Source organism: Sneathiella sp. (genome assembly GCF_029233945.1).
GTDB lineage: Bacteria > Pseudomonadota > Alphaproteobacteria > Sneathiellales > Sneathiellaceae > Sneathiella.
The window spans coordinates 22537-42187 of sequence record NZ_JARGOQ010000034.1; the positions used below are offsets into that span (position 1 = coordinate 22537).

Annotated in this window: 21 protein-coding genes and 1 pseudogene; 13 read left to right on the plus strand and 9 right to left on the minus strand. The window is 51.1% G+C overall.

Going from position 1 to position 19651, the window contains the following annotated elements:
• Positions 1-144 precede the first annotated feature (144 nt).
• The 3 genes from P1U71_RS11960 (at position 145) to P1U71_RS11970 (ending at position 4411) form a co-directional block, all read left to right on the plus strand.
• Positions 145-1164, plus strand: coding sequence for a putative 2-aminoethylphosphonate ABC transporter substrate-binding protein (locus P1U71_RS11960; RefSeq protein ID WP_301105837.1), 1020 nt, complete (start codon positions 145-147; stop codon positions 1162-1164).
• 83 nt (positions 1165-1247) lie between these two features.
• Positions 1248-2393, plus strand: coding sequence for a putative 2-aminoethylphosphonate ABC transporter ATP-binding protein (locus P1U71_RS11965; RefSeq protein WP_301105838.1), 1146 nt, complete (start codon positions 1248-1250; stop codon positions 2391-2393).
• Between the two features lie 2 nt (positions 2394-2395).
• Complete coding sequence (locus P1U71_RS11970) at positions 2396-4411, plus strand: putative 2-aminoethylphosphonate ABC transporter permease subunit (protein ID WP_301105839.1); 2016 nt, start codon at positions 2396-2398, stop codon at positions 4409-4411.
• Between the two features lie 32 nt (positions 4412-4443).
• On the opposite strand, the gene P1U71_RS11975 is transcribed toward P1U71_RS11970, so the two are convergent.
• Positions 4444-5082, minus strand: a complete 639-nt coding sequence (locus tag P1U71_RS11975; protein ID WP_367281185.1) for a hemerythrin domain-containing protein — start codon at positions 5080-5082, stop codon at positions 4444-4446.
• A gap of 108 nt (positions 5083-5190) precedes the next feature.
• On the opposite strand from P1U71_RS11975, the gene P1U71_RS11980 reads away from it, so the two are divergent.
• Complete coding sequence (locus P1U71_RS11980) at positions 5191-5886, plus strand: 4'-phosphopantetheinyl transferase superfamily protein (protein ID WP_301105841.1); 696 nt, start codon at positions 5191-5193, stop codon at positions 5884-5886.
• 22 nt (positions 5887-5908) lie between these two features.
• Here P1U71_RS11980 and P1U71_RS11985 read toward each other — a convergent pair whose 3' ends face one another.
• From P1U71_RS11985 to P1U71_RS12015, 7 genes are all read right to left on the minus strand, one after another.
• A complete protein-coding gene (locus tag P1U71_RS11985; RefSeq protein ID WP_301105842.1) occupies positions 5909-6301 on the minus strand; it encodes a flagellar basal body rod C-terminal domain-containing protein in 393 nt (130 codons plus the stop codon).
• 93 nt (positions 6302-6394) lie between these two features.
• Entirely contained in the window at positions 6395-6727 is a 333-nt protein-coding gene (locus P1U71_RS11990; RefSeq protein WP_301105843.1) for a hypothetical protein, read from the minus strand.
• A gap of 10 nt (positions 6728-6737) precedes the next feature.
• Positions 6738-7256: an EndoU domain-containing protein gene (locus tag P1U71_RS11995; RefSeq protein WP_301105844.1), complete on the minus strand. Its 519-nt coding sequence runs from the start codon at positions 7254-7256 to the stop codon at positions 6738-6740.
• 16 nt (positions 7257-7272) lie between these two features.
• Entirely contained in the window at positions 7273-7977 is a 705-nt protein-coding gene (gene fliP / locus P1U71_RS12000) for a flagellar type III secretion system pore protein FliP (protein ID WP_367281186.1), read from the minus strand.
• Positions 7978-8060: 83 nt separating this feature from the next.
• Positions 8061-8363, minus strand: coding sequence for a flagellar biosynthetic protein FliO (locus P1U71_RS12005; protein ID WP_301105846.1), 303 nt, complete (start codon positions 8361-8363; stop codon positions 8061-8063).
• 79 nt (positions 8364-8442) lie between these two features.
• A complete protein-coding gene (locus P1U71_RS12010) occupies positions 8443-8736 on the minus strand; it encodes a hypothetical protein (RefSeq protein WP_301105847.1) in 294 nt (97 codons plus the stop codon).
• Between the two features lie 23 nt (positions 8737-8759).
• Complete coding sequence (locus P1U71_RS12015; RefSeq protein ID WP_301105848.1) at positions 8760-9047, minus strand: EscU/YscU/HrcU family type III secretion system export apparatus switch protein; 288 nt, start codon at positions 9045-9047, stop codon at positions 8760-8762.
• 360 nt (positions 9048-9407) lie between these two features.
• Here P1U71_RS12015 and P1U71_RS12020 point away from each other — a divergent pair, with 360 nt between their 5' ends.
• The 8 genes from P1U71_RS12020 to P1U71_RS12055 all read left to right on the plus strand — a co-directional run bounded on the left by P1U71_RS12020 (position 9408) and on the right by P1U71_RS12055 (position 15984).
• Positions 9408-9977, plus strand: coding sequence for a DJ-1/PfpI family protein (locus P1U71_RS12020; protein ID WP_301105849.1), 570 nt, complete (start codon positions 9408-9410; stop codon positions 9975-9977).
• A 152-nt stretch (positions 9978-10129) separates the two neighbouring features.
• A complete protein-coding gene (flgB, locus tag P1U71_RS12025) occupies positions 10130-10531 on the plus strand; it encodes a flagellar basal body rod protein FlgB (RefSeq protein WP_301105850.1) in 402 nt (133 codons plus the stop codon).
• Between the two features lie 26 nt (positions 10532-10557).
• Positions 10558-10968 (plus strand): flagellar basal body rod protein FlgC, encoded by a 411-nt coding sequence (gene flgC, locus P1U71_RS12030; RefSeq protein WP_301105851.1) that lies wholly within the window; start codon positions 10558-10560, stop codon positions 10966-10968.
• A 20-nt stretch (positions 10969-10988) separates the two neighbouring features.
• Positions 10989-11309, plus strand: coding sequence for a flagellar hook-basal body complex protein FliE (locus P1U71_RS12035; protein ID WP_301105852.1), 321 nt, complete (start codon positions 10989-10991; stop codon positions 11307-11309).
• 38 nt (positions 11310-11347) lie between these two features.
• Positions 11348-11611 (plus strand): flagellar biosynthesis protein FliQ, encoded by a 264-nt coding sequence (gene fliQ, locus P1U71_RS12040; protein ID WP_301105853.1) that lies wholly within the window; start codon positions 11348-11350, stop codon positions 11609-11611.
• A 17-nt stretch (positions 11612-11628) separates the two neighbouring features.
• Positions 11629-12390, plus strand: coding sequence for a flagellar biosynthetic protein FliR (gene fliR / locus P1U71_RS12045; RefSeq protein WP_301105854.1), 762 nt, complete (start codon positions 11629-11631; stop codon positions 12388-12390).
• Between the two features lie 6 nt (positions 12391-12396).
• Positions 12397-13473: a flagellar biosynthesis protein FlhB gene (flhB, locus tag P1U71_RS12050; protein ID WP_301105855.1), complete on the plus strand. Its 1077-nt coding sequence runs from the start codon at positions 12397-12399 to the stop codon at positions 13471-13473.
• A gap of 51 nt (positions 13474-13524) precedes the next feature.
• Positions 13525-15984: a PAS domain-containing sensor histidine kinase gene (locus P1U71_RS12055; RefSeq protein ID WP_301105856.1), complete on the plus strand. Its 2460-nt coding sequence runs from the start codon at positions 13525-13527 to the stop codon at positions 15982-15984.
• On the opposite strand, the pseudogene P1U71_RS12060 reads toward P1U71_RS12055, so the two are convergent.
• Positions 15984-16727: pseudogene (locus P1U71_RS12060) on the minus strand (IS1595 family transposase); the annotation flags it as partial. The gene P1U71_RS12055 and the pseudogene P1U71_RS12060 sit on opposite strands and share 1 nt — an antisense overlap.
• A 307-nt stretch (positions 16728-17034) precedes the next feature.
• Between P1U71_RS12060 and P1U71_RS12065 the strand changes: the two are divergent.
• Positions 17035-19059, plus strand: coding sequence for a hypothetical protein (locus tag P1U71_RS12065; RefSeq protein WP_301105857.1), 2025 nt, complete (start codon positions 17035-17037; stop codon positions 19057-19059).
• Positions 19060-19651: the final 592 nt, after the last annotated feature.

A 19651-nucleotide genomic window follows, 5' to 3' on the forward strand; every position in this document is an offset into this window, starting at 1 on the left:
CTTCTATTTGTCACATTACGCCAGTATTGCATTGAGTAATAAATGATTGCGATTCAAATTTGGATCTTTGTGGATCTTTGTGGATCTTTGTGGGTATGATCTAGTTTAATTCTCAACTAATCTCTTAAAAGGGGGAGCGACAAGATGTTACAATTGAAGAAACTGGCTTTGACCGCCATTGCGGGCCTGTTCGTTACGAACAGCGTTATGGCAGCCGAGCTGACCGTCTACACTGCCGTTGAAGCAGAAGACTTGAAGCGTTATGCGGAAGAGTTCAACAAGGCGCATCCTGATATCACGATCAACTGGGTGCGCGATTCTACCGGTATCATCACGGCGAAATTGCTGGCGGAGAAAAACAATCCGCAGGCGGACGTTATCTGGGGCCTTGCGGCAACGTCCTTGCTGCTGATGAAGTCAGAAGGCATGCTTGAGCCGTATGCGCCGAAGGGTGTCGAGAATCTCGACAAGAAGTTCATTGACAAGAGCACGCCGCCAACATGGACAGGCATGGACGCCTGGGTTGCTTCCGTTTGCTTTAACACGGTGGAAGCTGAAAAACTCGGCCTGACGGCGCCAAAAACATGGAAAGACCTGACGAAGCCTGAGTATAAAGGCCATGTCATCATGCCGAACCCGAATTCCTCTGGCACCGGCTTCCTGGACGTTTCCAGCTGGCTGCAGATGTTCGGTGAAGAAGGTGGCTGGGAATATATGGACGCATTACACGAAAATATTGCCCGCTACACTCACTCCGGCTCCAAACCTTGTAAATTGGCGGCCGCCGGTGAAATTCCGATCGGTGTTTCCTTCGCCTTCCGGGGCGCAAAATCCAAAGCAGACGGCGCACCGCTTGAAATTATCGTGCCTGAAGAAGGTGTCGGCTGGGACATGGAAGCGACCGCGATCGTCGCCGGAACGGATAATCTCGACGCGGCCAAAACGCTCGTGGACTGGACAATTACGAAGGACGCCAACATGATGTACAACACCGGTTACGCCGTTGTTGCCTATCCTGGCGTTGCCAAGCCGGTCAAATTCTTCCCCGATAACCTGCTGGAGAAGATGATCGACAATGATTTTGAATTTGCCGCGAATAACCGCAAGGCAATTCTGGAAGAGTGGCAGAAACGCTACGATTCGAAATCAGAGGCCAAGAGCTAATCCAAGCAACCAAAAAAGAAGGCATCGCATTTGCGGTGCCTTTTTTTATACTGTATGAATGAGACATATAGGGACGGGGAACCATGCTAACCGAGGCAACGCGTGAATTGGATGCGGATGAAGCTCAGCCTCAGGGGGAGGCCTATCTCAAGATAGACGGCCTGTGGAAGGCATTTGGCGATTTTATTGCGCTGAGAGATATCTCCTTGAGCATTTCGGAAGGGGAATTTGTCTGCTTTCTGGGGCCATCGGGCTGCGGAAAAACGACCCTGCTGCGCGCCATCGCCGGCCTTGATATACAAAGCCGGGGATCAATCGAACAGGCGGGCAATGACATCTCCAACCTGCCGCCGGCGGAACGCGATTTTGGTATTGTTTTCCAGTCTTACGCCCTTTTTCCTAATCTGACGATTGAAAAGAATATCTCCTTCGGCCTTGAGAATGCAGGTCTGTCGAAGACCGCGATTTCGGCCCGGGTAACAGAATTGCTGGAGCTTGTCGGCCTGCCCGATCAGGGGAAGAAATATCCGGCCCAGCTCTCCGGCGGACAGCAACAGCGTATCGCCCTTGCGCGCGCAATTGCCATGTCGCCGGGTCTCCTGTTGCTGGATGAGCCCTTGTCTGCGCTTGATGCGAAGGTGCGGGTGCATTTGCGGCATGAGGTGAAGGATCTGCAGCGCAAGCTTGGCATCACGACCATCATGGTGACCCATGATCAGGAGGAGGCGCTCTCCATGGCCGACCGGATCGTGGTGATGAACCATGGCGTGATCGAGCAGATTGGCACACCGACCGACATCTACCGGGAGCCCGCCACGCTCTTTGTTGCGGATTTTATCGGTGAGATGAACAAGCTCCCCGCGATTGCCGCCGCTGCCGGAATGGTAACGATCGGACAGAAGGACTTTAAATCCAGCGGCAGTGATTTCCCGCCCGGAAGCGAGGTTATCGCCGCGGTGCGGCCGGAGGATATTATTCCGCATGGGGAGGCGGCGAAGGAACCCATGGAAGAGCCGGACAACGCCATTACCTGCCGGATTACCGAGATGGAATTTTTGGGCTCGTTCTGGCGGTGTCGCCTGACGAGTGAGGCGCTTGGCGCGCAAGAGCTTATCGCCGATTTTTCCATCAATGCGGTGCGGCGGCTGGAACTTGAGGCGGAGAAGGATCTCGTGATTGAAATCCCGAGTAACCGGTTAAAAGTCTTTGCACGACCAGCGGGTGAGTAGGGATGAGCGTCACAACGCCTGACAGTCTTCCGAATGAGCGCCCCGTCAAGCTGAAGCTCGGGCAGGATGACCTGATGATGCGGGGCTTTATCCTCGTCATCGCGCTTTACCTGATCATAACGCTGGCGTTTCCGCTCTATGCGATGCTGTCAAAGGCGTTTTCGACATTCCAGTTTGATCTTTCGCAAATCGAGTTTCAGGTCAGCGATGAGAACGGAAAGTTCGACGGCACGATCCTCTCGGCTGCCACGCTCAATGGGGAACTGGACGCCATACCGGAAGATGAAATGGCGACGAGTAGCGACGGGCGCTTGAGCCTGACACCGCTGTTTCCGGATTTCAGTTTTCGAAGTCCGGTTCTCTATAAAATACGCGGGACGACAGCGGAAACGGTTTACCTGATCGGTTCGGACCGGATGACGGGCACGGACTGGCGCGAAGTGGATTCCAATACGTTCCGGCGCATTGTCCTCCGCCCGGTCCAGTCCTTCGGGTTCAGTAACTTTACAACATATTTCTCGACACCCTCGCTCTTTCGATCCATTGAGAACTCTCTTTTTATCTCGATCGTCAGCACCATCGTCACGGTCAGTCTCGCCTTCGCCTTCGCCTATGCGCTGAGCCGAAGCTGCATGCGGCTGAAAGGGGCGTTTCGCCTGATTGCGATGGCCCCGATCCTCGTGCCGTCCTTGCTCCCGGGGATCGCGCTCGTCTATCTTTTCGGCAATCAGGGAATGCTGAAAGAGGTGATGATGGGGGAATCCATCTATGGGCCTTATGGTATCGTTCTGGGGTCGATCTTTTTCACCTTCCCGCATGCCTTTATCATTATCACGACTGCGCTCGCCATCTCGGATGCACGGCTGTATGAGGCGGCGGTCTCCCTCCGGGCGAGCCCCTGGAAGACTTTCTGGACGGTCACGATTCCAGGCGCTCGTTACGGCCTGATCTCGGCGGCGTTTGTGGTATTCAATCTTGTGATCACCGATTTTGGCCTGCCGAAGGTGATCGGCGGGCAGTACAACATGCTGGCCGTTGATATCTATAAACAGGTGATCGGCCAGCAGAATTTCGAGATGGGCGCGGTTGTCTCCGTCGTCCTGCTGATGCCGGCCTTTGTCGCCTTTGCCGTTGATCGTCAGGTGCAGAAGAAACAAGTCTCTCTTCTTTCCGCCCGTTCGGTGGTGTTCGAGCCCAAACCGGACCGGAAGTTCGATCGCCTCTGTTTTATGTATTGCAGCCTGATTGCGGTTTTCATTCTCGGAATTCTCGGCGTTTGCCAGTTTGCGGCGCTGATCAAGTTCTGGCCCTACGATCTCTCCCTCAGCCTGAAAAACTATAATTTCGATGTAATGGACGGCGGTGGGTGGGAGGCTTACGGTAATTCCATCAAGCTCGGCCTGCTGACGGCATTTTTCGGGACCGTCGTGGTCTTCATCGGCGCCTATATGGTGGATAAAACAAGAAGCTTTCGTCTCGGTCGCGGCCTGTTCCAGTTTCTCGCGATGCTGCCGATGGCGATCCCGGGCATGGTGCTGGGCCTTGCCTACATCTTCTTTTTCAATGATCCCGGCAATCCGCTCAACAGCATTTATGGCACGATGGCGATCCTGGTGATTGTCACCATTACCCATTTCTATACAGTCTCGCATCTGACGGCGGTCACCGCGCTCAAGCAGATGGATGGGGAATTTGAATCCGTAGCCTCCTCCCTGAAGCAGCCGTTTTACAAGCTGTTCACGCGCGTGACGGTGCCGGTCTGTATGCCCGCCATATTGGATATTGCGATCTATCTCTTCGTGAATGCCATGACGACGGTTTCGGCGGTGGTGTTTCTTTACTCGACGGATACGGCGCTTGCCTCGATTGCGGTGCTGAACATGGATGATGCAGGCGATGTGGCACCCGCCGCCGCAATGGGAATGATGATTTTCTACACCAATGCCGCCGCCCGCATCATACATCTCGTCGTATCGAAGGGTATCCTGAAGCGGACGCAGGCGTGGCGACTGCGGTAGCAAAGTGAGTGGGAAAGCGGGTTGGTGTTGATCTACCTTCCGCCCCAATCAACGATGACTTTATGCAACGCGCGATATTCACGGTCGGCCTCTCGCCCGAAGACGGGATCGCCCTTGTCGCGCATGCGCGTCTCAATCACATCCCAGTCGGCCTGAATAAGCGATTGTTCCGCTGCGGGAAAGAAAATCGTCTCCTCCTTATGCATATGCTCCAGCAGAAGCTCTTTATACTCGCGGACCGTATTGACAAGGTTTTCCCGAAGGATGGGTTCCTCCAGCTTGACCTGCTCTACTTCTTTGGCGAAGCGGGAAATGATATTCGTGAGCTCTTCATGCTCATTCAGGATTTCCGCCGCCACGGCGCCCGCTTCGTAATTTCGGCGGGTCAGGCTTTTCAGGAGAAAGTTCTCAATCGGATGATGGCATCTCTGGGGGAAATTCACGATATAATCGAGGATCGTCTCAACCATGAAAAAATTCAGGTTCTCACCTTTCGAAAAAGCGACCGTTTCCCGTTCCAATACTTCCAGTAGTACGGTCATTCTCCGATGATCCTCCTGGAGCTTTGCTATGACCTGTGACATGAAACCTCCCTGATCTATTTTGAGGTAATCATTACTATACGCAGTAGGCGGGAGGTGGCATTGATCGCGATCAACTGAAGATTTCATATTGGCGTAAAATCTGGGCCGTGAATTTGGCCCTGTCGCAATAGTTTTCTTCTCGCTATCATGCGGGTGCCGGTAAATTTCGGTTATTTTCAGTGAGCTTCAGGTTTCATGATTACATTCGGGCAGGAAAATACTCATATCTATCACGTCGATATCGGCGATGGCGGCCCGCTCGATTATACCAATTGCTGGCAGGCCTTGACGCCGTCGGAGCAGGCGCGGGCGGAGCGGTTCCGCTTCGACCTCCATCGCAACCGCTATGTGCGGGCGCATGGCCATGTCCGGCATATCCTCGCGGCCTATATGGATGTCGCGCCGTCGGAAATTACCCTGCAAACGGGACCGCGTGGAAAGCCCTTCATTTCATCACATGATCTCTATTTCAATATGTCCCATTCAGCGGATACCGCCGTTTATGCCGTTACGCAAAGCGGCGAAATAGGTATCGATGTGGAGATGTTTGATCGCAAAGTGGAAATCGACGATCTCAGCCGGCATTATTATACAAAAGCGGAGCAGGGCGCGCTTGCGGCCCTGACGGAAGCCGCGTCCCGGCGGGAGCTGTTTTTCTGGCTCTGGACCGCGAAGGAGGCTCGTATGAAAGTCACGGGGGAGGGGTTGGCGCTCGATCCCCGGCATATCGATGTCGCGATTGAGGCAGGGCGGCCGGTTTCCTATCGTAAGCCGGATGAACCAAAGGCGAGTTTGGTTCCGATAGAGCTTGCGAAGATAGCTGGCGCCTGCAGTGTCGCGGGGCTGTTTGAGCCCCGGTTCACCGTCAAATCGATTGAAGATTTAGGCTAGATATATATAGAGGTCCGGCTGATCAGCTTTTTAAGTCAATGGTGACTTTCTGAAGCTCACTCCATACCTCGAACATTTTGAGATTTGCGCGGTAGCTGTGCAGCGCGACATTCTGGTTCACAATTTCCTCCGCTATATCCACATTCGGGCTTTCAACAAGCCCTTCTTCATTGGCGAGCGGATTTTGCGGCGCATAGACATGTGCTGTCGCCGGATCCTTTTCGCGAACCTTGACGGTCGGCGCACCGGTTTCATCCGTCGTCTGAACAGGTTCAACGGCTTTGTAGGACTGAGTTTCGTCCGTAGCGCCGGGTGTACCGACACTGTTCGCATTGACCAGGTTTTGCGCGGATACTTCGACCCGTTTTGTTGCGGCTGCCATGCCGCTGATCGCTGAGCCTAGAATTGACGTCATGATTGTCTCCAATCAATACAATTTTAAATAATATTTATACGAATACTATTTTTCTAATTAACACGTTATAGGAGTAAATTTATTAACAAACCGTTAATTTTCCCGGGCTTCCCTTTTCAGGAATTGTCGCCAGCGATCGAGAAGATAGAAGAAATCTTCACGTGGCCCGTCCTGCGGTGGACGCGTGTCTTCATAAATCGGTGTGATAATATAGCGATCAAGGGTCAGGGTCAGGGTGAAGCTGTTGCCGGTGATTTCATAATCCTCTCCCTCCTGATCGATGGTTTTTGTTCGCAAATAGTTTATAAGCGCCATATCATCCTGAATTTCCGTTTCAAAAAACTCTTTCAACAGATTGTTTTCAGGCGATAATCTGGATTCAATCAGGCCGGTTTCCTTATCTCTCTCCAGATGAATTTCGAGCATGGGTCAGGCCTTAATCCTTGGCATATAGAGGGTAAGCTGTGTTTATATCGCCGTTCCCAAAGCGATAGCCTTCGATCAGGAAGCCATGCCCCGACGGGCCGCGCCAGCGAGATCCTTCAGGAAGGCGGTTGTTTGAATGGGCGAATAATATGCTATCGACAACCTGCTGCCGGGAAAAATCATCGGGGAAGAAGCTGGAGAATTTTTCTTTCCAGCGGCGATCGTCGGAATCATAAATCTCCACCATAGCCGTATAGACACCGGCATGGTTTGGCCCGGACAGGATATGCTTGATGCGCGAAGTTGCGCCCATCGGCTCTTTCGGGGCAACATGAAATCCGACCGGCTTGCCATGCCGGTTGATTTCCCCATCGAAAATATGAGTGAGGTTGAGCGACGGGGATGTCTCAGTCCAAAACCCGCGCGCGGGCGCTTCGTTGGACAGGAGCGGGACGACTATGTAAAGAAAGGCAAGGCAGCCAAGCAGAGCGACGGTAACTCCCACCTTGCGAAGAGATGTTCTCCTCAAAATGGAGAAAATTCCGTTAGCCCGACCCATTGGCGAAACTCTCAACGAGGCTTTTTGCAACCAGGTTCCACCCATCCACCAGAACAAAGAAGATCAGCTTGAAGGGCAGGGATATCATCACCGGTGGCAGCATCATCATACCCATCGACATGAGGATGGAGGCCACCACCATATCGATCACGATAAAGGGCACGAACAGCAGGAACCCGATCTCGAATGCGCGCTTGAGTTCGCTGATCATAAAGGCCGGCACCAGAACTTTAAGCGGCACTTCCTCCGGCGTTTCGGTGGCGGGGGTCGCGCTTAAATCCATAAAGAGAAGGATATCCTTCTCCCGCGCATGCTGAAGCATGAAGGTTTTGAACGGGATAACCGTGCGATTAAACGCCTCGGTCTCGTTGATCTCCTCATCGATCAGCGGGACAATGCCGTTTTCATAGGCGGCCTCGAACGTTGGGGCCATGATAAAGGCCGTGAGAAATAGCGCGAGCGAGATAATCACCACATTCGGTGGGGTCGCCTGCACGCCGAGTGCACTTCGAAGGAGCGAGAGGACCACGATCAGGCGGGTGAAGGAGGTGGTGACGATCAGGATGGCGGGCGCCAGGCTGAGCACCGTCATCAGGACAACAAGCTGAACAATGCGGCCGGTCAGCGGTCCCGCATCCTCCCCAAGATCGAGGGAGACGGACTGCGCCAGAACGTCGAGCGGCAGGGCCATGACAATCACGGCGACAGCCAGGGCGGCGAGGTTTCCATTGGATAGCTTGGAGGCGCAAAGACGGCCCAGACTTCGATATTTTATCATGCGTTCTTCACATCGCCCTGTTCGGCGTTTTCATTGACGGAAATATTCCGCTCGACAACGACATCCCGTTCCGGGCCGAGCAGCAGGAGATGTTCCCGATCATCGCGTTTGACAAGGACAAGGCGCCGCTTGGCGTCGATGGACATGACATCGGTTACGGAAAGACGTTTTGGGGCGGACGGATCCCTCGCGGCTCTCGGCACCATGCCAAGCCGCCGCGCGAGCAGAGTGATGAGCGCAATAAGACCCAGAACAATCAGCAGGCCGACAATATATTTCAGGTATTGAACGGGTTCCATTTGCCTGCCATTAAAATATCCGTCTGATCATTTTTACGCGTTTCGGACATACAGTAGCGGGCCAAAGGGTTTTTGAAAACTATTCTTTATGGGCGGTGTTTTCGAGCGTGTTGATATCGCGGCTTAATGAATCAAATCGTTGCTGGATTTCGTCGGACAGGGTGTTGAGGGACTGCATGACCTGTCCCATAAAATGCGACAGTTCTTGGCGCTCATTTTTCGGCGCGCTCTGAACCCGCCCCTGAAGCCGGACAATTTTTTCGGGTAGCGGGCCCATGTCGATCATGATCCCGCGCCGTGTTTGTTCCAGATACTCCGTAATGTCGTTCAGCACGTCGGATATATCGGCGTTTATCTTGGCAAAATTTTCCATTAGAGGCTTACTAATCAAACTGACTATTTATCCTGGCACTTATACAGATAGGATAGAATTTCCGAAACGGCGGCGAAAGCCTCAAGCGGGATGGGGCAATCCACCTCAATTTCCGATAAAATCTGAGCCAAATCAGAATCGGTGCGCACCTTTACACCACGAGCGAACGCCAATTGCAAGATTTGTTCAGCAACTTCGCCTTTGCCACTTGCGGTCACCCGAGCCAGGGATGCCGGAGACTCGTCATAATTCAAGGCAACAGCGATGGCGTCATCGGCGCTTTGCGGGACGTCTTTTTCATTTTGTGACATCTATATCTCCGGCCGAAAGTGACCTGCGTCACTGAAGATAGATATTTGTACTTAAATTTTACTTAACCGGGACGCTGAAATGACCCGAATAGGCAACTTCTTTCTTGCAACTCGGATTGGGAACGACTATGTTCCGCCTCGCCGGGCAATGGCGACATAGCCTTTATTAATTGTTTACGGCACTGTGCAGCAATACTGACAGGAGCGATGGCTCCGATTTGCACAACAGAAATTGAACAAATGTCATTGTGACACGATTGGCCGTTCCGCTAAAGAATTGCCATGTAAGATTGAATGCTCCCGCCGTTCAGTAATTTGAAACGCGCGGTGGATGCCACAGACCAAAGGGGTATGGATTATATGAGTGACTTGGAAAATGCGTTAAATGGCAAGTCCGTTGCCATTCTTGTTGCCAACGGTTTTGAAGAATCCCATATGACGAGCCTGCATAAAGCTCTCGTCCTGACCGGGGCGGATGTAAAAATCGTCTCGCCGGAAAAAGGCGTCGTCAATAGCTGGCACGGCAATGGCTGGGGACATTTCTTCCCGGCGAATGCGCATCTTGCAACCTCTATGTCCCATCATTTCGACGCCGTTATTATTCCGGGCGGCTCGCGCCATGTCAGTCGGCTTATTTCGGATCCGCAAACGGCCCGCTTCATGCGCGGCTTTATGGAAGACAACAAGCCGGTCGCCCTCATCGAGGATGCACCGAAAATTCTTGCCGTGGCTGAATTGCTGGACGGACGCAGCGTGGTCTCCACGGAGGAAATCAATGACGCCCTGCAGGAAAAAAGCGTAACGGTTGTCGAGGCCGAGACGCATGTAGACGATATGCTGGTCACCAGTAAGCTCGCGGATGATGCCCTGATCGAGAAATTTGCCGATCGCATCCGGAATTATGAGCCGGAAGCCTGGGAAGCCGCCTGAAATCGCGGCTAAGCTCAGAAGAACAGAAACGTCCCGATTTTTCGGGGCGTTTTTTTGTGCCTCCCGTCCTCAAATTCCGCAAATTCACAGTCTGTTAAGGTTTCTCGCCTAATGTAAGGTCAGGAAAAACCGCGAACAGAAGCGATCCTGATATGAATTTGGAAAAAATTCCTCTTTTCGCCGCGCTGACGGAGAAAATGAAATGGCTGACAGCCCGGCAAAAGGTGCTGGCGCAGAATATTGCCAATTCCGACACGCCGAACTACCGCGCGCGTGATCTCAAGCCGTTGGAATTTCGCGAAATGATTGATGCGCCCGAAGACAAGAGCGTTCTGATCAGCAGGACAAATAAAAAGCATATTTTTGTTGATGAAATAACAAGTTATGAGACACAGGTAAACCGGGATATAAGCGAAATGACGCCCACCGGAAACGCCGTGCTTCTGGAAGAAGAGATGATGAAAGTTGCGGAAACGCAAATACAGTATGAGCTGACCACCTCGCTGTATAAGAAAAATCTGGGGATGTTAAAAACAGCCCTTGGTCGCCGTTAATCGGATTAGAAAAGGAAACCGGTAACATGGATCTTTTGAAAACTATGTCTATCTCGGCCTCTGGCATGGACGCCCAGGGCAAGCGGATGCGGGTTATTTCTGAAAACCTGGCAAATAAGGACAGTATGGGCAAGACGCCTGACGAAGATCCCTATCGGCGGAAAACTATTTCTTTTCGCAATGTTCTCGATCGCGAGGAAAATGTGACCAAGGTCAAGGTTGGCCGTATTGGTGAAGACAAGACGGATTTTGACCTCAAGTTCAATCCAAGCCATCCCGCCGCGAATGCGGATGGCTATGTGAAGATGCCGAACGTCAATTCCCTGGTCGAAATCATGGATATGAAGGAAACCCAACGGTCCTATCAGGCCAATCTGGGTGTTATCGAGGCATCAAAAAAGATGATCATGCGGACGCTGGACATCCTAAAACAATAGGAACGAGTGGAGGGTAGAAAATGGCTGATACAAGTGCCTTAGCGGCAACACAGGCCTATTCAAAAGCAATTAACAATTCTCTGGGCGCCAAGCCGGAAGCCGCCTCCGAGGCTGCGATTGAAGGACCAAGCTTCGCGGAAATGTTGTCTGATGCCGGAGCAAATGCCATTGAAACCGGCGTCAATGCGGAGCAGGTCAGCATGGAAGCCATCACCGGCAATACCGGCCTTGCGGATATTGTAACGGCTGTCAGTAACGCCGAGGCAACCCTTGAAACCGTGGTTGCGGTGCGTGATCGTGTAATTCAGGCTTATCAAGACATCATAAAAATGCCAATCTAGGCTGTAATAGTATTTTACAGCATAAGGATTGATGCAACATGACCCCAGCCGATGTCGTTGACGTAGTACGTGAGGCGATTTGGGTCCTGCTCGCTGTCTCCGCGCCGGTCATGTTAGTCGCGCTGGGAGTTGGTCTTGTGATCGCTCTCATCCAGGCCCTGACACAGGTGCAGGAAATGACGCTGGTGTTCGTTCCTAAAATCCTGGCGATCTTTCTCTCCCTGATTATTTTCATGCCGTTCATGATTTCCTCGATGATCGGGCTGATGGAACAGATCGCCCAACGTATCTCGGGCGTATGACTGCCGGTGGCCGCTAGATGCTGGACGAGTTTCTCAACGTTAATATCTTTGCCTTTCTCGTGGTGTTCATCCGCCTCGGTGCCGCCTTCATGGTGGTCCCCGGATTTGGGGAGGCCTTTATTCTGCCGCGTGTACGGCTCGCCATTGCGCTTGCCGTAAGTTTTATCGTCATGCCCGTTGCGGCCGGTCAGATCCCGCCGGAGCCCTCGACACCTGTTGGGCTTCTCCTGTTGATCGTGGGGGAGATGGTAATCGGGCTCGTCATGGGCGGCGTACTCCGGCTGCTGCTTAGCAGCCTGCATGTGGCGGGAACGATTATCGCGCAGCAGTCGGGCCTTGCCGCGGCGCAATTCTTCGATCCGGCGCAAATGTCCCAGGGTGCGATCACCAGTACCTTCATGACATTGATGGGGCTGACGATGATTTTTGTCACCGACATGCATCATCTCTTTATCGAGGGAACGTTCGCTACCTATCGCCTTTTCCCGGTCGGGGCAGTCCCGGATTTTGGCAGTATCAGCATGTTGATAACGGATTTCGTGCAGCAGTCCTTCCTGCTGGGGTTTCAGATGTCCGCGCCCTTCCTCGTTTTCGGGATTACCTTTTACATGGGGATCGGCCTGATTAACCGCCTGATGCCTCAGGTGCAGATCTTCTTTGTCGCCATGCCGCTGCAGATTATCCTTTCCTTTGCCATTCTGGCGATTACAATTGGCGCCAGTATGATGTGGTTTATCAGTTATTACGAGGAAGCGCTGATCCGCTTTCTTGGGGAGTAGGGGCAGGTGGCTGACGATACAGATGATGCCCAAAAAACCGAAGAACCGACCGCGAAGAAACTTGAAGACGCCTTCAAGAAAGGGCAGGTGCCGAAATCGCAGGAGGTAAGCCACTGGTTCATGACCATTGGAATTACGCTGGTTGTCATGATCTTCATTGCCGGGCTTGGCAACGGCCTGACCTATGACCTTCTTAAATTTATCGAGCAACCCCACGCCATCGCGACGGACCGCTTCCATCTGGGTCAGGTCTTCGGCGATCTTGGCTGGGCTGTTATTTGGGTTGTTGCGCCTGCGCTCGGGACCCTGATGATCGCTGGGCTGCTTGGAAATCTGGTGCAGCACAGGCCGGTCTTCTCGGCGGAGCGAATTATACCGAAGCTGGAGAAACTCTCTCTTCTAAAAGGCTTCAAACGGCTTTTTTCCCTGAAATCAATCGTCGAATTCATAAAAGGGCTGTTCAAGCTGACCCTTGTCGGGTCAATCGCGGTCCTGTTCGTCCTGCCGTCGATGGACCAGCTCCCGGTGGTTGTTTCCTATGACGTGCCGCAGGTCCTTGAACTGATCCAGGATCAGGCGCTTCTGTTACTGGCGGGTGTGGTGGCAGTGATGAGCATCATTGCCGGGCTCGACTTTATGTATCAGCGTTATAATCACATTAAAGAGCTCCGCATGTCCAAGCAGGAGATCAAGGACGAGTTCAAGCAGACGGAGGGCGATCCCATGATCCGCGCGCGCCTTCGGGCCTTGCGGGCGGAGCGCTCCCGTCAGAGGATGATGCAATCGGTGCCGGAGGCAGATGTCGTGATCACCAACCCGACCCATTTCGCAGTTGCCCTGCAATATAAGCCGGAGGAGGAACGCGCGCCGGTGGTTGTCGCCAAGGGGATGGATAATATCGCCGCCAAGATCCGTGAGATTGCCAACGAAAACGCCATTCCGATTGTTGAAAATCCGCCTCTTGCGCGGGCGCTCCACAAGGCCTGTGATCTTGACGATGAAATCCCCTATGAGCATTTCAAGGCGGTGGCTGAAATTATCGGCTATGTCATGCGGCTCAATAAACAGAAGCAGAAGAACTAGCAGGTCCAGATGGCGCAGAGGCGAAACAAACGGCGAAATCCGAAGTTTTTCATGGGTGTTGACGCCCGTCAGCTGGCGGCTGCCTTTTTTCTGATTGCCGCTCTGATCGTCATTTCCGCCCTGTTGGGGCAGGAGTTGGATTTTATCAATATCGCCATTCTTAGCGTTATGGTTGTTGGGGCCATGGGCCTCGGCCTCTGGTATCTGATCTTTCACGGGTTGCGCCAGGCGGCAAGTGGCAATCTTGATCTCCTGTCCGACGTGGTTTCCGCCAGCCCGGAAGGGCGGTTGCTTACCACGAAGGATGGGCGGTTCGTTTATGCCAATGAGGCCTATTGCACTCTTTTGGAGCTTCCGGCGAAGGATATTGGTCAAACGCTTAGTGATTATTTTGCGGACGATGCGGACGTGCGGGCGGAGATCGATAGGCTGCTAAAGGCGGCTATCTATGATGGCACCACAGGCGAACGCATTGATATTAAGGCTAAAAGCGGGCGCTGGCTCTCCATCCTTGCCCATGCCATAGACGTTATGCCTGACAATATCATCTGGTATGTAACGGAAACGACACGGCAGCATCGGCTGGAGGAAGAAGAGCGTGTCGCGCGTGAAAAACTCTCCGAATATTTTAACAATGCGCCGGTGGGCTTTTACTCCCTGGGCGGGGATGGCAATATCCAGTTTGTGAACCGGATACTCGCTGACTGGCTGGGATATCAGCAAGAAGAGCTGAGTGACGGGCAATTCGCCTTCTCGGATCTTGTGGTCAAATCGAATGAGGATCAGCTCGACCTGATGGAGATTGTTTCCGCTGACGGGCCGCTTTATGAAGGCAAGCTTACCTTGCGTGGCCGGGATGGGACGGTATTGCCGGTACATGTCACCCAAACAGTCATTCGCGATGAAAATGGCGAACTGCTGGGTTCCCGCTCTGTTGTGCGGGAGTTGCTGCAGGAACAGGAATGGCGGGAACGGGTGGCTAATGCCGAGCTGCATTTCCGTCGCTTTTTTGAGGCTGCGCCGATCGGTATCCTGTTGCTTGATGCGAAGGGTGTCGTGATGGAGGCAAATCCGGCGTTTCGCGCGTTGACCGGCACTGTGATCAGCAAGGCAATCGGCAGCCATGTCATTGAACTGGTGGAAGAAACGGATCGCGAGACACTCCAGAAAAAGCTGATCGAAGCGGGGGCGAGCAATATGGCCGCGCCATCGGTGGAGGTAAAACTCCTCGGTGCAACAGAGCGTGCGGCCAGCTTTTACATCAGTGCAATCATCGGCGATGATCCCTCCGCCGGGCGGCTCCTCGTTCATGTGATCGACACTTCCGTGCAGAGAAATCTTGAGGTGCAATTTGCCCAAAGCCAGAAAATGCAGGCCGTCGGTCAACTCGCGGGCGGCATCGCCCATGACTTCAACAACCTGCTGACCGCGATGATCGGCTTCTGCGATCTTCTCTTGCTGCGCCATCAGGTTGGCGATCCGTCCTATTCCGACATTAATCAGATCAAGCAGAATGCCAATCGTGCAGCCGGCCTCGTCCGGCAGCTTCTGGCTTTCTCCCGTCAGCAGACATTGCGGCCTGAGGTCACGGACATCACCGATGTTCTGGCGGAACTTTCCAACCTGCTCCGGCGTCTGATCGGCGAGGCGATCCAGCTCAAGATCAATCATGCCCGAGATCTTTGGCTGGTCAAGGTGGACAGGGGACAGTTTGAACAGGTGGTCATCAATCTTGCCGTCAATGCCCGCGATGCGATGTCGGGCGATGGGCTGCTGTCGTTTGAGACTGAAAACCTGACGATTGCGCCGGGGCAAAAAGGTTTTAACGAACTGATCCCGCCCGGTGACTATATTCTAGTCAAGGTATTGGACACGGGAACCGGAATTCCTGACCATGTGATAGAGAAAATTTTCGACCCCTTCTTCACAACGAAGAAAGTCGGGGAGGGTACGGGCCTCGGTCTCAGCACAGTTTACGGCATTATCAAACAGACGGGCGGCTTTATTTTTGCTGAGAATAATGAAGAGACCGGTACCATTTTCAGCATCTTCCTGCCGCGATATGTGGAGGAAGCCAGGCGTGCCGATGCGACGGAATTAACGCCGTCGCCGGCGCATCGGGACTTGACGGGCAAGGGAACGATCCTGCTGGTGGAAGATGAGGATCCGGTTCGCCTGTTCGCGGCGCGGGCGCTTGAGAACAAGGGCTACACGGTTCTGCAGGCCGACTGCGGAGAGACGGCGCTTGACGTTGCCCATGAACATGATGGCGCGATCGACCTGCTCATTACCGATGTGGTCATGCCGGTAATGGATGGGCCGACCTTGGTGAAGAAAATTCTCAGCGAGACGCCAGACCTTAAAGTTATCTTCATTTCCGGTTATGCGGAGGACGCGTTCCGCAAAGATCTCGATTTTGATGTCAGTAAAATAGACTTCCTCCCCAAACCCTTCTCGCTGAAAGAAATCGCCTCCAAGGTCAAGGAAGTCCTGGTCCGCGAAACCGCGTGAATTTGCGCCCAAAAGCTCTCGATATTGTTGATGTGAGCCTGTTCGCGGACGTATTCGCCGACGCTATGGTTTGCTGTCAGATGAGTGTATCCTGTCAGCCCACGATAAGAACGGAAATTGTCCGTCACTACCGTTGATCCCTTGGCTGCGTTATCGGTAATAAAGCCGTGCAGGGTTAGACCGGAAACGTCGTCTATGGGCTTGGCCGTTACATTGCCGGTTTCGTCTCGCATACCGACAACGGCTGTCTTGCCGACTGAACCGCGCTCTTTGTGCAGTTTCTTCTTGGCGTGTTTGTTCTTCTCTTTACCGCCAATGAATGTTTCATCAACCTGAACATGATCGCTCATATTGCTATCGTTCTTGTTACTCAGCCACGTTTCACGGATGCGTTGCGACAGAAACCAAGCCGTTTTCTGAGACGCCAAGCTGGCGAGCCATTTGAGTGGAAGGGATGCCTTTACGGGCCGTAGTGAGCATGTAGATGGCCATAAGCCATTTTTGGAGGGGAAGGCGGCTCTCAGCCAGTACCGTGCCTGTATGGCGCTGAAATACTTCCGGTAATCCTTGCACCGATAGGCCATTGGCTTGTGGACTTTGCACTCTGCAGAACTTAGGGAGCCGCAATGTCCGCAGTAAGGAGTATCGCCCCAACGCTTACCCGCAAAGTACAAACGGGCAGCTTCTTAGTTCGGAAACCGCTGAAAGAATTCGTAAAGGCTAATAGTTTCAGGCTGCGGCATATCCGCTTCCCTTGTTTATGGCATTATACCAGCCAAAAAGAAGCGGCTAGTTAAGTATATAGATCTCAAAAATTTCTATTGGCTGTTTCTTATTTTTATGCAGCAAGATCTGGTTGCCAGAAAAGTGATTTTGTAATCAAAATAAATAATATTTAAGTATAAAATAGGATTTCAATTTATAATATTAAAAAATTTTACTCATATATTAAAATATATTTTTCACTATTTATATTTTTATTTCGTCTTAATAGGGAAATTAAGAAATAATTCTTATTTTTCGGATAAATAAACAAAAGGAGAATTAATTATGTCCTCTGTATTAAAAGGGATTCCAGTTAAAGGTTGGCAATATGCACGTCATTTATTGTCGGCGACCACATCGTTGGCCAATCCTACTTTCCGCATCAGTTCGAGAGGCTATCAATATACGAGCTATCCGGATGCGAACATGACGAAATATGACGCCAAAAGCGAGGATCCTCTTGGTTGTTATTTAAGTGATGAAGATTTTGACAAAAAATACCAAGATACTCTAGACCGTCTGGGAATTCCGAGAAGCCTGGATAGTTTAACTATAGATATGCTGGAGTTCTTCAGCGGCAAGACTGAATATGAGAATATCGATGATCCGCATAAAATGAAAACGCCTGAAACAGCGGAAGAAGACATCATTGCAAAAACAAAAATTGTCACGGGATGGGACAGTGCCGGCAAGCCGATCACGACGGACAGCCAACTGAAACTGCCTTGGCAGTATGCTAAACCGACGGCACGTATCGGCGGACTGATAGCAAATGTCGTCTCTGCGTCTTTGGAAAGCGAGCGGGAACGAAATCTGAAATTTGTGGAATCCATCGAAGATCAAATTGCAGATGAGCCCGGGGAGCTGGCATATGTTCTGCAATTCTATGCGGGTCGTGCGGCGCCGATTACATTCGAAATGCTAAACAGTATCCTTGAAGAGCAGACCGGGAAAAAGCTGACTATCGACGATATTCAGGATGAAGAAAAAACGACGGCGTTGATAAATCGTTATCTCGATAGCATTATACCCGGCTGTTCAAATAATTTTAAGACAACATTCAAGAAAGACAAAAACAGCGGAAAAATAACGGACCTTTCTGTGGCATCGATTCAATTTATTTCGGTGCATTCTTCAATTATCTTGAAATATAAGTTGGTTAACGGCGGCTGGGGGCGTATTGGTGTCGAGGTGGGACGACCGGGAAATTCCTATGTCGGCGGGCAACTGGTGATTAATGAGCATAAACAGGTTGTCGATCCGGCTGTTTTCCAAACAATGAATCTTTATAAGGTACTCGGAAAAGATTTGCCGCTGACGATCAAGGAACTGAGAGAGAAGCAACCGGTGATAAACTCGGAAAATTTTTCGAAAGTTGCGACTACAGTACCTTATGAGGCGATCGAAGATCCTACGAAGAAGACTTCTTTTTCGGATTTCAATCTGTATGGTGGGGAATCTGGTAAACGTACGGTGTATCTGAGTGAAGGCGTGCCGGTTGGTATCAATGTTATGAAAGTACCCAAAGCGAAGCAATTGGCTAAACTTCTCTACTGGGTGACCGGGGCGCATCTTGATGAGGCGCTGCGATACGGGGCTTATTTTGCGCATGACGCTGCGCGCGGGCAAGATCGTGCCTGTCCGACACTGGCGCTTTTTGGTGCTGACATCGCGGGTAAAAATCCGGAAGAGTTTTTCCCGTATCTAAAGTTGCTCAGGCAGTATGACCTGTCCCAACAGATGCGCGAAGCAATGTTGCAGAATTTGCTGTATCTGGAATTGCGGGCGAGGTCAAAACCAGATGCAAAAATTGATATGGATTTTGGCATCTATAATGAAAGTACAGCGAGAAACCTGCTCGAAATGGCAAAAAACGGCTTTGTTACGATGCAGGTTTACAAAAAGGTTTGGGATATTACGGAGTCAAAAACTGGTGATGAAGCTGCTAAGAAACTTTATGACTGGCTTGAGATGAGCACTGTTGATTTCAAACGCCGTTACAGAAACTTGTGGCAGACGGCAGCGTTTGTTCTTCTAAATATTCATAGAACTTATGGCATTGCCGCAATTTTGGATCCCGCACCTACTGGGGCGAAAAAGAAAAGTCCGGTTCTCAACAATGTGATCGAAATCGTCAAGGACAGGATTGTCGGTCTGAAAGAAGAGCTCGACGAAGCTAACGCTTATGCTAAGGAAAATCCTGAGGAAGACGAGTTCACAATTGATACAAGCATAGAGGAAAACGCGCTTAAGTTGGCAATCCAAGCGCTTGCTGAGTTGCAAGAAATCTCAAAAAAAATTAATGGATAATTTTATTTAATTATACTTTTACGGGAATTTTTTTTAATGAGAGAAAATTCCCGCTTTTCTTCCAACGATTTTTCCATCCTTTTTCAAGATGATCAATAATCGATCAAAATATGTTTAGTATATTGAAAAATATGATGGTTAGTCATTATCAAACACATATTTTGAATATCAATTAATTAATATTTTAAATTAAGATAAATAAAAAATGTATTTATCATAACATTTAAATATTAATATAATTTCCTAATGAATGGGAGAGGCCACGGCATTCATGCAAGTCAATTTACTAGATAAGCATGTATGAAAAATGAAAATAAATTCCTTTTTGAATCTAAATGTTTGCCTGCTTCCATCAAACATGAAAAATTCACTTTCAATCCATGAGGGTTGATAAAATTTGTAACGAATGGAGGTTATTTTGGGAAAATTTGGCAAATTAGGAGTAATTGCGGCTGCGACGGCGATGCTGCTTTCGACATCAGCAATGGCAGAACAAAAACTTGCTATTGGAACGACTTCCGCCAAGTCATCATTCTATTGTTATTTCGTCGCGGTTTCTAATATTTTGAATGATAAAGTTGACGGCGTATCA

Coding starts and splice junctions, on each gene's coding strand:
- P1U71_RS11960 (WP_301105837.1), top strand. CDS start 145: ATGTTACAATTGAAGAAACTGGCTTTGACCGCCATTGCGGGCCTGTTC.
- P1U71_RS11965 (WP_301105838.1), top strand. CDS start 1,248: ATGCTAACCGAGGCAACGCGTGAATTGGATGCGGATGAAGCTCAGCCT.
- P1U71_RS11970 (WP_301105839.1), top strand. CDS start 2,396: ATGAGCGTCACAACGCCTGACAGTCTTCCGAATGAGCGCCCCGTCAAG.
- P1U71_RS11975 (WP_367281185.1), bottom strand. CDS start 5,082: ATGAAATCTTCAGTTGATCGCGATCAATGCCACCTCCCGCCTACTGCG.
- P1U71_RS11980 (WP_301105841.1), top strand. CDS start 5,191: ATGATTACATTCGGGCAGGAAAATACTCATATCTATCACGTCGATATC.
- P1U71_RS11985 (WP_301105842.1), bottom strand. CDS start 6,301: ATGACGTCAATTCTAGGCTCAGCGATCAGCGGCATGGCAGCCGCAACA.
- P1U71_RS11990 (WP_301105843.1), bottom strand. CDS start 6,727: ATGCTCGAAATTCATCTGGAGAGAGATAAGGAAACCGGCCTGATTGAA.
- fliP (WP_367281186.1), bottom strand. CDS start 7,977: ATGGCCCTGCCGCTCGACGTTCTGGCGCAGTCCGTCTCCCTCGATCTT.
- P1U71_RS12005 (WP_301105846.1), bottom strand. CDS start 8,363: ATGGAACCCGTTCAATACCTGAAATATATTGTCGGCCTGCTGATTGTT.
- P1U71_RS12010 (WP_301105847.1), bottom strand. CDS start 8,736: ATGGAAAATTTTGCCAAGATAAACGCCGATATATCCGACGTGCTGAAC.
- P1U71_RS12015 (WP_301105848.1), bottom strand. CDS start 9,047: ATGTCACAAAATGAAAAAGACGTCCCGCAAAGCGCCGATGACGCCATC.
- P1U71_RS12020 (WP_301105849.1), top strand. CDS start 9,408: ATGAGTGACTTGGAAAATGCGTTAAATGGCAAGTCCGTTGCCATTCTT.
- flgB (WP_301105850.1), top strand. CDS start 10,130: ATGAATTTGGAAAAAATTCCTCTTTTCGCCGCGCTGACGGAGAAAATG.
- flgC (WP_301105851.1), top strand. CDS start 10,558: ATGGATCTTTTGAAAACTATGTCTATCTCGGCCTCTGGCATGGACGCC.
- P1U71_RS12035 (WP_301105852.1), top strand. CDS start 10,989: ATGGCTGATACAAGTGCCTTAGCGGCAACACAGGCCTATTCAAAAGCA.
- fliQ (WP_301105853.1), top strand. CDS start 11,348: ATGACCCCAGCCGATGTCGTTGACGTAGTACGTGAGGCGATTTGGGTC.
- fliR (WP_301105854.1), top strand. CDS start 11,629: ATGCTGGACGAGTTTCTCAACGTTAATATCTTTGCCTTTCTCGTGGTG.
- P1U71_RS12055 (WP_301105856.1), top strand. CDS start 13,525: ATGGGTGTTGACGCCCGTCAGCTGGCGGCTGCCTTTTTTCTGATTGCC.
- P1U71_RS12065 (WP_301105857.1), top strand. CDS start 17,035: ATGTCCTCTGTATTAAAAGGGATTCCAGTTAAAGGTTGGCAATATGCA.